General features: G+C 71.3%; 8 protein-coding genes. 6 read left to right on the top strand and 2 right to left on the bottom strand.

Going from position 1 to position 11,522, the window contains the following annotated elements:
• Positions 1 to 183 precede the first annotated feature (183 nt).
• Both cydB and BLR49_RS05845 read right to left on the bottom strand, forming a co-directional pair.
• Positions 184 to 1,311, bottom strand: coding sequence for a cytochrome d ubiquinol oxidase subunit II (gene cydB / locus BLR49_RS05850; RefSeq protein ID WP_092534894.1), 1,128 nt, complete (start codon positions 1,309 to 1,311; stop codon positions 184 to 186).
• A 32-nt stretch (positions 1,312 to 1,343) separates the two neighbouring features.
• Entirely contained in the window at positions 1,344 to 2,840 is a 1,497-nt protein-coding gene (locus BLR49_RS05845; RefSeq protein ID WP_092534891.1) for a cytochrome ubiquinol oxidase subunit I, read from the bottom strand.
• Between the two features lie 476 nt (positions 2,841 to 3,316).
• Between BLR49_RS05845 and BLR49_RS05840 the strand changes: the two genes are divergently transcribed.
• The 6 genes from BLR49_RS05840 to BLR49_RS05815 all read left to right on the top strand — a co-directional run bounded on the left by BLR49_RS05840 (position 3,317) and on the right by BLR49_RS05815 (position 11,480).
• The gene (locus tag BLR49_RS05840; RefSeq protein ID WP_092534888.1) at positions 3,317 to 6,064 is read left to right on the top strand and encodes an Rne/Rng family ribonuclease; all 2,748 of its coding nucleotides are present in this window, start codon (positions 3,317 to 3,319) and stop codon (positions 6,062 to 6,064) included.
• A gap of 168 nt (positions 6,065 to 6,232) precedes the next feature.
• Positions 6,233 to 6,553 carry a 50S ribosomal protein L21 gene (rplU, locus tag BLR49_RS05835; RefSeq protein ID WP_092534885.1) on the top strand — a complete coding sequence of 107 codons (321 nt, stop codon included), beginning with the start codon at positions 6,233 to 6,235 and terminating at the stop codon, positions 6,551 to 6,553.
• Positions 6,554 to 6,613: 60 nt separating this feature from the next.
• Complete coding sequence (rpmA, locus tag BLR49_RS05830; protein WP_092534882.1) at positions 6,614 to 6,871, top strand: 50S ribosomal protein L27; 258 nt, start codon at positions 6,614 to 6,616, stop codon at positions 6,869 to 6,871.
• A gap of 110 nt (positions 6,872 to 6,981) precedes the next feature.
• Positions 6,982 to 8,544: a GTPase ObgE gene (obgE, locus tag BLR49_RS05825; protein WP_092534879.1), complete on the top strand. Its 1,563-nt coding sequence runs from the start codon at positions 6,982 to 6,984 to the stop codon at positions 8,542 to 8,544.
• A gap of 5 nt (positions 8,545 to 8,549) precedes the next feature.
• Positions 8,550 to 9,737 (top strand): glutamate 5-kinase, encoded by a 1,188-nt coding sequence (proB, locus tag BLR49_RS05820; protein WP_092534876.1) that lies wholly within the window; start codon positions 8,550 to 8,552, stop codon positions 9,735 to 9,737.
• A gap of 423 nt (positions 9,738 to 10,160) precedes the next feature.
• Entirely contained in the window at positions 10,161 to 11,480 is a 1,320-nt protein-coding gene (locus tag BLR49_RS05815; RefSeq protein WP_092534873.1) for a glutamate-5-semialdehyde dehydrogenase, read from the top strand.
• The last annotated feature ends 42 nt before the right edge of the window (positions 11,481 to 11,522 follow it).

Raw genomic sequence — 11,522 nt, 5'->3', positions numbered from 1 at the left:
CTACTACGCCCCTTCGCCGTCGGTTGTACGCCTGTGGGGCGTTCAACCGACCGCCAACCGGCGTACTCAACGGCGAAGTGGCGTAGTAGAGGGCGTTGTCGGGACGCGCGTGGATGTTGGCCTCGCCGTTGGGTCGCACGTGGGCGCCAGTGGCGTCGTCGTCGGGCCGGGCGTGGGCGCGCCTCAGCGGGCGGCGGCCTCCGCCAGGGCGTTGTCGCGCACGCGCGTCGGGTGCAGGCCTCCCACGGTGGGGTCGATCCGCTCGGCGTTGACGCGCGCTGCGAAGGTCCGGTACCCCCAGACCGTGTAGAAGAGCACCACCGGCAGGAAGACCACGGCAACCACCGTCATGATCGCCAATGTGGTGTCGGCGGAGGCGGCCTGAGTGATGGTCAGCGAGTAGGCGGGGTCGATCGAGGAGCGCATGACGTCGGGGGCCATCGCCGTGAATACGAGCGCAACCACGCCGGCGATTGCCGCGAAGTGCAGCCCGAAGGCGAGTCCCTGCCGACCGCGGAAGGAGCAGATCAGGGAGCCGGCAAGTGCCGCGGCCGCCCCGGTCAGGGGCAGCCAGGCCCACGCGGTGGCCGAGTAACTGACTGCCCACACGCCCCAGGCGGCGGCCACGAGTGTGGAGGCGATCCCGCAGCGGCGCGCGAGGACCGCCGCCCGGACGGACAGGTCGCCGGCCGTCTTCAGGGCGGTGAACAGGGCCCCGTGGGTGAGGAACAGCAGGCAGGTGGCCGCCCCGCCCAGCAGCGTGAACGGCGTGATCAGGCTGAAGAACCCGCCGGTGACCTGGTGCGAGGCCCCGGCTACGAGCGCGTCCGCGGGCACCTCCGCGGCAGGCACCGGTGCACCGCTAGCGGTGTCCACCACCTCGATCTGCATGCCCTGGACCAGGTTCGCGAAGGCGGCACCCCACAGAATCGCGGGCAGCCAGGCGGCCACGGTGTGCGCCCAGTCCCAGCGGTCGCGCCAGGACTGAGCATTGATCTTGCCGCGCCACTCAATGGCGCATACGCGCACGATCAGGCACAGCAGGATGATGAACAGCACCAGGTAGGCGCCGGAGAACAGCGTGCCGTACCACTCGGGGAAGGCGGCGAAGGTGGCGCCGCCGGCGGTCAGCAGCCAGACCTCGTTGCCGTCCCAGTGCGGGCCGATGGTCTGCACCATGGCGCGGCGCTCGCGCTCATCGCGGCCGAGGATCTTCAGCAGCATGCCCACCCCGAAGTCGAAGCCCTCAAGGGTCAGGTAACCGACCCAGAGGATCGCGATGAGGATGAACCAGAGGACGGAGAGTGTCACGGCGGGCTCCACGGGCTAGTCGGAGAGGCGGTTCAGTACTGGAAGGACAGCAGGGGCGTGGACTGCTCGCCCGGCTGATCCCCGGTGTCGGTGTCGGCGTCGGGAACCGGCGTGCGCACGCCCTCGCGGACGTAGCGGCGCAGCAGCAGGAACCAGATGACGCCGAGCGCGGCATACAGCAGCGTGAAGACGATCAGGGAGGTGAGCACGGTGCCGGAGGAGACCACGGTAGAGACGCCGTCGGCGGTGAGCATGTAGACCTGGGAGACGGGGTCGGCGAGGTTGGGCACCACCACCCACGGCTGGCGGCCCATCTCGGTCATGATCCATCCGAGGGAGGAGGCGACGAAGGGCAGCCACACGCTCCCGAGCGCGATCCTGCCCAGCAGCGGGGAGGTGACCAGACGGCCCCGGCGCGTGAGCCACAGGGCGGCGACACCGATGGCGATGGCGATGGTGCCCAGGCCGATCATCAGACGGAAGGACCAGAAGGTGACCATCTCGTTGGGGGTGTAGTCCACACCCTCGCCGTAGCGTTCGGCGTACATCTCCTGGGCGTCGTTCAGGCCCATGATCTCGGCGTTGGGATCGTTGGTGGCCATGAAGGAGTACACGTAGGGGATGGTGATCAGGTGGGTGGCAGTGCCGTCGGCGCAGCTGCCGAAGGCGGCCACGGTGAAGCCCGCGCCGGACTCGGTCTCGCACAGCATCTCGGCCGCCGCCATCTTGGCGGGCTGCTCCTCGGCCACGACCTGCCCCTGAATGTGACCCGAGCCGAGGGTGAGGGCGCCGGCGATGATCATGGTGACCGCCCCGAAGCGGGTCATGCGCCGCCACAGCGCTCGCGCCTCGAAGTCCTGGCCCGCACGGGCGGCCCTGACCATCCACCACACGGACACTCCGAGGATGAGCGTGCCCGCCACTAGGAAGGCGGAGGAGATCACGTGGGCCACGGTGACCCACAGGATCTTGTTGCCTAGCACCTCGAAGAAACCGCCGATGCCGTCCAACTCGGCCCGGCCGGTGTCCGGGTTGACGACGGCGCCGACCGGGTGCTGCATCCAGGAGTTGGCGGCCAGGATGAAGAATGCGGAGATGTTCGTGCCCAGGGCCACCATCCAGATGCACAGGTTGTGCAGCTTGGGGGACAGCCGGTCCCGGCCGAAGATCCACAGGCCCAGGAAGGTGGACTCCATGAAGAAGGCCAGCAGCGCCTCGAAGGCGAGCGGTGCCCCGAAGATATTGCCGACGAACCGGGAGTACTCCGACCAGTTCATGCCGAACTGGAACTCCTGCACGATGCCGGTGGCGACGCCGAGCGCGAAGTTGATCAGCAGCAGGTTGCCGAAGAATCGGGTGGCCACCCGCCACTGCTCGTTGCCGGTGCGCAGGTGGAGGGTCTCCATGAGCGCCACGAGCGGGGACAGGCCGATCGTAAGCGGCACCAGGATGAAGTGGTAGACGGTGGTGATGCCGAACTGCCATCGAGCCACGTCGAGGGAGTCGAGCGCCATCGGAACAAGGCCCATCTGCGCCGCCTTTCGCGAGGAACCACGGGAAATATAAGAAGGTCCTAAATGGAATCCCGGCGGGGATAGGCTCAGTATAGGCGCTGGATGACGCCGTGTCGTGAAAGGCGCATGAGTCGTTACCGGGCGTCCGCGAGAGGAGGATACGTCCGGGTGGCGGCTCGGTGGTCTGTCCGCCATTGGCGAGACGGCGGCACGATGAGTGCCGGTGTCGCCCGGTGGGCATGCACCTGTGGGATACTCGCCCTGTCACCGGCCGCTGCGTACCGGCAGTCGGTGTCCGAACCTCGGCCGAGACCGCCCGGAAGACTTGCGCCGCCCAGAGCGCCGCCGCACTTCCGCAATGTGCGAGTACCGCCGCAGGCCGGCGCCGCAAGGCGCACACGTAGGCTTTTGGCTCCCCGCTGGGGAGCACGACCGCGCCACGGCGCCGCGGGTACGGCGGAGCTGTAGCGCCCGAAAGTGCAGCTAGACCCATGTCCCCCTCGTCATCGCGCTCAACCGACTCGGCAACTCCGGCTGAGGAGAACCCCGAGGTGAGCGCCCCCAAGCGTCCCGCGCGCCGGCACCGCCGGGTCACCGCCGCGGCAACCGCCCCCGAGGCCGCCGCCCCCGCCGCCCAGCTCGAGGTTGCCGCCGCCGAGCCGGAGACGGAGGCGGAGCCTGCCCCCGAAACCGTCAGAGCCGACGCCGAGGCCGGCGAGACCGAGGCCGCCGACGACACCGCTGAAGCGGCTGCCGAGGCCGGCGAGACCGAGGCCGCCGACGAGGATGAGGCGGCCAACGCCGAGGCCGGCGAGACCGAGGTCATCGAGGAACCGGCGTTGGCAGAGCCCGAGCCGCGTCTCCCCGCCGCCTCGCTGCTGTTCCAGGCGCCCGACCCGGCACTCGCCCGGCGCCGGCGCCGCAAGGTCACCGTGGCTGCCACCACCCCGGTGCAGGCGCCGCAGGCCGAGTCCGAGACGATCTCCGCGCCACAGCCCCAGGACGACGACGCCGACGACTCTGATCGTCGCTCCGCCCCCGCGCGCGAGTCGGCTACCGGCACCACCCCGCGCCGGCGCCGCCGTCGGGCCACCGCCGCGGCCACCGCGCCCGCGCACGTGGAGGAGGCCGCGCCGCCCCGGCGCCGCCGGGGCGAGCCCGCCGAGAGCCCGGAGGCCGCCGGCGACGGTGAGGCAGACGCGCAGGCAGCGGCGCCGGAAGGCGATGAGGACGCTGAGAAGGAGACCGGCAACGGGCGGCGCAAGCGCCGTCGCGGCGGGCGCGGTCGACGGGCCCGCTCCCGTGCGGACGAGCGCGTCGAGACCAATGACGACTCTGCCGACTCGGCGGGCGATGCAGCCGACGCCGCGGAGGCGGAAGCCAAGAACGGGGACGGCGCCGACGAGGCCGCGACGGAGACCGCCGAGGCGCCGGTCGGCAGCTCGCGCCGTCGCCGCCGTCGCTCCCGCAGCCGCTCCGACGCCTCCCGTGACGCCCGCGACGAGGTCACCGCGCTCAAGGGCTCTACCCGTCTGGAGGCCAAGCGGCAGCGGCGCCGTGAGGGTCGCGTCGCCGGTCGGCGTCGTCCCATCATCACCGAGGCCGAGTTCCTCGCCCGCCGCGAGAGCGTCGACCGGCAGATGGTGGTGCGTGAGCAGGACGGTCTGAACCAGATCGCCGTCCTGGAGGATGGGCTGCTGGTGGAGCACTACGTGGCCCGCCACACCCAGACCTCGCTGGTAGGCAATGTGTACGTGGGCCGTGTGCAGAACGTGCTGCCCTCCATGGAGGCGGCCTTCGTGGACATCGGCAAGGGCCGCAACGCCGTCCTGTACGCCGGCGAGGTCAACTGGGACGCCGCCGGCATGGAGGGCAAGCCGCGGCGCATCGAGGACGCCCTGTCCAGTGGGGACACCGTCCTGGTGCAGGTCACCAAGGACCCGATCGGCCACAAGGGCGCCCGCCTGACCAGTCAGATCACCCTGGCCGGCCGCTACCTGGTGCTGGTGCCCGGCGGCACCATGACCGGCATCTCCCGCAAGCTCCCCGACACCGAGCGCAACCGGCTGAAGAAGATCCTCAAGCGGATCGTCCCCGACGACGCCGGGGTGATCGTGCGCACGGCCGCCGAGGGCGCGGGGGAGGAACAGCTCGCCGACGACATCAAGCGGCTCGTGGCCCAGTGGGAGTCCATCGACAAGAAGTCCTCCCAGGTGCTCAAGGGCTCCGGCAAGGCGCCCGTGCTGCTGAAGGAGGAGCCCGAGCTGGCAGTGCGCGTGGTCCGCGACGTGTTCAACGAGGACTTCCGCAAGCTCATCGTGCAGGGACCCGACGCCTGGAAGACCATCAGCACCTACGTCACCGATCTCAGCCCCGAGCTGACCGACCGGCTGGAGCACTGGGTCAGCCCCGAGGACGTCTTCACCGCGCACCGCATCGACGAGCAGCTCGCCAAGGGCTTCGACCGCAAGGTCTGGCTGCCCAGCGGCGGCACGCTGATCATCGATCGCACCGAGGCCATGACCGTCATCGACGTCAACACCGGGCGCTTCACCGGCGGCGCGGACGGCACCCTGGAGGAGACCATCACCCGCAACAACCTCGAGGCCGCCGAGGAGATCGTCCGCCAGCTGCGGCTGCGCGACATCGGTGGCATGGTGGTCATCGACTTCGTGGACATGGTGCTGGAGTCCAACCGGGACCTGGTGCTGCGCCGCCTCGTGGAGTGCCTCGGCCGCGACCGCACCCGCCACCAGGTCACCGAGGTCACCTCGCTCGGCCTGGTCCAGATGACCCGCAAGCGCGTCGGCCAGGGGCTGGTGGAGGCATTCTCCACCCCCTGCGAGTGCTGCGGCGGGCGCGGCTTCATCGTTCACGACACCCCGGTGGAGAACCAGACGGCGGACATGTCCGCCTCCGCGCAGCGGGGGGCCGGCTCCGGGCGGGGGCGGCGCGGCGACTCCGGTGCGAAGTCCTCGGCGAAGGCCGGGTCCAAGTCGAGCGGCAAGTCGTCCAAGACCTCCGGTCGGGGCGGCAAGCCCGCGGCGGACGCCGACAGCAAGGACCGGGACGAGGCCGCCCGCTCCGCCGTGCGCGGTGCCCTCGCCCAGATCGCCGCGGCCGCCGAGCACGCCCATGAGCAGGCCCAAGCGGAACAGGGCGGTGCTCAGGCCCCGGCGGACGCCGGTGTGCCCACCGGGCAGGACGGCGCCGCCGACGCCTCGGAGCAGCAGTCCTGAACCGTGGGGTGCGGAAGAACACAGGCGCTGCGGCCGCTCGCAGGTTGGTGTCGCCCGCCGGATCGCATAAAGTAGTCCGGCGGTGCGTTCCGCACCATTGCCCAAGTAGTCACCCGCAAACGGTGGAGCGCGGCTCCCGGGAGCGGGCGGCTAGAAGAAACGACAGAGATGAGCAGTCAAGTGGTCTACGCGATCGTCAAGGCCGGCGGCCGTCAGGAGAAGGTCTCCGTCGGTGACGTCGTGGTTGTCGACAAGCTTGCCGGCGAGGTCGGCGACGAGGTCACCCTCGCACCCGTCATGCTGGTGGATGGAGACAAGGTGACCGCTTCGGCGGCGGACCTGGCCAAGTCCTCCGTCAAGGCCGAGATCGTCGGCGACGAGAAGGGCCCCAAGATCAACATCCTCAAGTTCAAGAACAAGACGGGCTACCGCAAGCGCCAGGGTCACCGCGCCAAGCTCACCGCCGTCAAGGTAACCGCGATCGGCTGAGCGGTCCGCCCCGCCCGCAGTATCCTTCAGGCACCCGCGAAACAGAAAGAAGCCCCCGACATGGCACACAAGAAGGGTCTTGGTTCCTCCCGCAACGGCCGCGACTCCAACGCCCAGCGCCTGGGCGTGAAGCGCTTCGGCGGCCAGTTCGTCAAGGCCGGCGAGATCATCGTCCGGCAGCGCGGCACCCACTTCCACCCCGGCAGCAACGTCGGCCGCGGCAAGGACGACACGCTGTTCGCCCTGACCGCCGGCAACGTGGACTTCGGTACCTTCCGCGACCGCAAGGTCGTCAACGTCATCGCATCCGAAGGCTGACACGGCCTCAAGCACCATGACGGTATCCGCGAGGGCGGGCGGCTTCGGCCGTCCGCCCTCGCGCATGCCGACCCCGGGGAGACCGCCCCGCCCAGCCCGAGGAGGCGCCCATGCCCAGCTTCATCGACCGAGTGGTCCTGCACGTCGCCGGCGGCGACGGCGGCCACGGCTGCACCTCGATCCACCGTGAGAAGTTCAAGCCGCTGGCCGGCCCCGACGGCGGCGACGGCGGCCACGGCGGCAGCGTCATCCTGGCCGCCGACCCGCGCGTGACCACGCTGCTGACCTACCACCGCTCACCGCATCGCCGGGCCGGCTCCGGCACCCCCGGCCAAGGCGGTTGGCATCGCGGCGCCGACGGCGAGGACCTGGAGCTGCCGGTGCCGCTGGGAACCGTCGTCAAGGACTCTGACGGCACCGTCCTGGCGGATCTGACCCGCGCCGGCGACCGCGTCGTCGTCGCCGAGGGCGGAAGCGGCGGTCGCGGCAACTTCTCCCTGGCCTCTCCCAAGCGCAAGGCACCGGGCTTCCACCTGCTGGGAGAGCCCGGCGACGCCCGCGACATCACCCTGGAGCTGAAGACCGTCGCCGACGTCGCCCTGGTCGGCTATCCCAGCTCCGGCAAGTCCTCCCTGATCGCCGCCATGAGCGCCGCCCGCCCCAAGATCGCCGACTACCCCTTCACCACGCTGACCCCCAACCTGGGCGTGGTGGAGGCCGGCGAGGTCCGCTACACCATGGCGGACGTGCCCGGACTGATCCCGGGCGCGAGCCAGGGCAAGGGCCTGGGTCTGGAGTTCCTGCGCCACATCGAGCGCTGTGCCGTGGTGGTGCACGTGTTGGACTGCGCCACCCTGGAGCCGGGCCGCGACCCGCTGAGCGACTTCGACACCATCGAGGCCGAGCTGGCGGCCTACGCCGAAAGGCTCGGCCGGGACGAGACCGACCCGGCACTGACCGGGCTGCCGCCGCTGATGGAGCGCCCGCGCGTGGTTGTGCTCAACAAGGTCGACGTTCCCGAGGCGGCCGAGCTGGCCGAGCTGGTGGAGGCGGACCTGGCCGGGCGCGGGCTGCCCGTGTTCACGGTTTCGGCGGTCTCCCATGCGGGACTGTCGGCGCTGTCCTTCGCCCTGGCCGAGCTGGTGCAGCGTGCCCGCGAGCAGGCGTCGACGGCGACCGCGGAGCTCCGGCCCATCATCCGCCCGGCCCCCGTCGGCCGTCGCGGCGGGCACGCGGCCGCCACCGTGGCGGTCATCCAGCACCCCGTCGAGGGCACCGTCTACCAGGTGCGCGGTCAGAAGCCCGAGCGCTGGGTGCGCCAGACCGACTTCTCCAACGACGAGGCCGTCGGCTACCTGGCCGACCGGCTGGCCGCCGGCGGCGTCGAGGACGAGCTGGCCAAGGCCGGAGCCCATGCCGGGGACACCGTCCTGATCGGCGACGTCGAGGGCGGCGTGATCTTCACCTGGGAGCCCTCCGTGACCACCGGCGCGGAGTTGCTGGGCGCCCGCGGCACCGACGCCCGCCTGGAGGACCGGCATCGGCGTACGAACGCCGAGCGGCGCGAGCACTACCACGAGCGGATGGACGCCAAGGAGGCCGCCCGCCAGCAGCTGCGGGACGAGGCGGCCGAGGGGCTGTGGACCGACGCGACCACCTGGGAGGACGCATGAGCGCCATGCACGCGGCTGCCGCAGGTGCGGCGCGGACGGCCGGCAGTGATACAGGTGCCGGCCTGCGTCCCGACTCCCTGCCCGAGGGCGCTCGCGTCGTCCTCAAGGTGGGCTCCTCCTCACTGACCCGCCCCGACGGTGGACTGGACTTGAACCGCATCGACATCCTGTCCGGGCTGCTGGCAGGGATGCGCCGCCGCGGGCACGACGTCGTCCTGGTCTCCTCCGGCGCCGTCGCCGCCGGGCTGGTTCCGCTCGGGCTGGAATCCCGCCCCGGCGAGCTGCGCCTGCTGCAGGCCGCCGCCTCCGTGGGGCAGGGGCGCCTGGTCTCCCGCTGGCAGACCGCCCTGAGCGCCTATGGGACCGTGACCGCGCAGGTGCTGCTGACCGCGCAGGACGTGGCCGTGCGCAGCCACTACCGGACCGTGCGCGCCACCTTCGACACGCTGCTGTCCATGGGGGCGGTGCCGGTGGTCAATGAGAACGACGCGGTGGCAACCACCGAGTTCAACCTGGGGGACAACGACCACCTCGCGGCGCTGGTGTCCCACCTGGTGACCGCAGACGTGCTGATCCTGTTCACCGACGTGGACGGCATGTGGACCGCCCGCCCGGGCACGCCCGGTGCCCGCCCGGTGCGTTACGTCGGCGGCAGCGGCGAGCTGGCGGGCGTGCGGGTGGACGGCGACGCCGGCGCCCTGGGCACCGGCGGCATGGCCACCAAGGTGCAGGCCGCGACCATCGCCTGCGCCTCCGGTACGGCCACGATCATCGCCGACGCCGACGACGCCCCCCGGCTGCTCGGCGGGCGCACCATTCCCGCGGACCTGGGCACCTGGTTCGCGCCCACCGGGCCGCACCGCTCCAGCCGGAGGCTGTGGATGGCGCACGCCTCGATGCCCGAGGGCCGCATACTCGTCGACGCCGGGGCCGCCCAAGCGGTCACCGAGGGGAAGAAGTCCCTGCTGCTGCCCGGTGTCGTCGGCGTGGACGGGGACTTCGAGTCCGGGTCGGTGGTGGAGATCGTGGGGCCGCAGCGGGTGCTGGCCCGCGGCATCTGCCGCTATGCCGCCGCCGAGATCGAGGAGGTGCTGGAGGCCCGAGGCCGTGGCGCGCCCGCCCCCGGTGACCACGTGGCACCGGTGGTGCACCGCGACGACCTGGCCGAGCTGCCCCGCACCGCCGGAGCCTGACGTCTTGTCTCCCCGCCTTCCCCTCGCCGAGATCGGTAGAAGTTACGTGCCGAGATCGGTAGAAGTTACGTGCCGAGATCGGTAGAAGTTACGTGCCGAGATCGGTAGAACTGGTGCGGACACCGTCCGGTCCGCGGAGAAATGTCCGGAATCGGCACAAACGAGGCGCTCGCACCGAACGGCGTCTGAGTGATCGTTGAAATCATGCGGTTTTGTTTCCAGCCCGCGGTGCTGAACACGGTGTTTGTGCCGATCTCGGACAATCGCTGCCCACAGGCGCGAGGGCGCGCACCACATCGACGTCGGAGTCGCCCGCGGGTGTGGCTATCGGCGCGCGTGCCAGCGACCTCGTCGTAGATACACGACGCCGTGCGTAGGCTGACGCCTACCCGCCCGGCGCGGGTGCGGCTAGAGTCGGGTGTCATGACGACCTCAACCGCCGCCACCGGCTCCGCCGACGACGCCGAAGCCCTCGTTGCCACCACCGCTCGCGCCGCCCGCCAGGCCCAGCGCGTCCTGGCCGGTCTGAATCGGGAGCGCAAGGACGCCGCCCTGCACGCCCTGGCCGATGCCCTGACCGCCCGCACCGAGGCCATTCTCGCCGCCAACGCCCAGGACCTGGAACGGGCGCGGGAGTCCGGCATGAAGCCGGGGCTCATCGACCGCCTGGCCCTGAGTACCGACCGTATTGCCGCCATCGCGGACTCTCTGCGTGAGATCGCCGCCCTGCCCGACCCGGTCGGCGAGATCGTCGACGGTCAGACACTGCCCAATGGGCTGCGGGTGCGGCGGGTGCGCGTGCCGCTGGGCGTGGTCGGCATGATCTACGAGGCCCGCCCCAACGTCACCGTGGACGTGGCCGCCCTGACCCTGAAGTCCGGTAACGCCGTCGTGCTGCGCGGCGGCAGCGCGGCCGCCGCCACCAACGCCGCCATCATCACCGTGCTGCGCGACGCCCTGGCGGCGGCGGGGCTGCCCGCCGACCTGGTCACCACCGTCGACCCGGCAGGCCGGGCCGGGGCGACCGCCCTCATGCACGCGCGCGGTCTGATCGACGTGCTCGTGCCGCGCGGCGGGGCGGGCCTGATCCGGGCGGTCGTGGAGGAGTCGAGCGTCCCGGTGATCGAGACCGGCTCGGGCAACTGCCACGTGTATGTCGATGCCGCCGCCGATCTGGCCGCCGCGGTGGACATCATTGTCAATGCCAAGACCCAGCGGGTCGGCGTGTGCAATGCCGCCGAGACGCTGCTCGTGCACCGCTCCGCCGCCTCCGCCTACCTGCCGGCCGCCGCGGACGCCCTGTGGGAGCGCGGTGTCACGCTGCACGCCGACGCCGCCGCCCGCGCCTGCCTGGAGGAGCAGGCCGCCGCACAGGGCCGCGCGGAGCTGCTCGTGGAGGCCACCGAGGCGGACTGGGAGACCGAGTACGGTAGCCTGGATCTGGCGGTGCGCGTGGTGGACACCATCGACGACGCGATCGCCCACATCACCGCATACTCAACCGGACACACCGAGGCGGTCCTGACCCAGGACGTGACGGCCATGAACCGGTTCGTCGCCGGCGTCGACTCGGCCGCCATCATGGTCAACGCCTCCACCCGCTTCACCGACGGCGGGCAGCTGGGGCTGGGCGCCGAGCTGGGCATCTCCACCCAGAAGCTTCACGCCCGCGGCCCCATGGGCCTGGCGGCGCTGACCACCACCAAGTGGGTCGTCGAGGGGGAGGGACACGTGCGCCCCTGACCCCGTCGGCCCGGCCCCGGTCCCCGCGGGCGGGCCGACTCC

Source organism: Actinomyces ruminicola (assembly GCF_900103885.1).
In the GTDB taxonomy this organism is placed as follows: Bacteria; Actinomycetota; Actinomycetes; order Actinomycetales; family Actinomycetaceae; genus Actinomyces; species Actinomyces ruminicola.
This window is presented reverse-complemented; position numbering and strand designations above follow the sequence as displayed.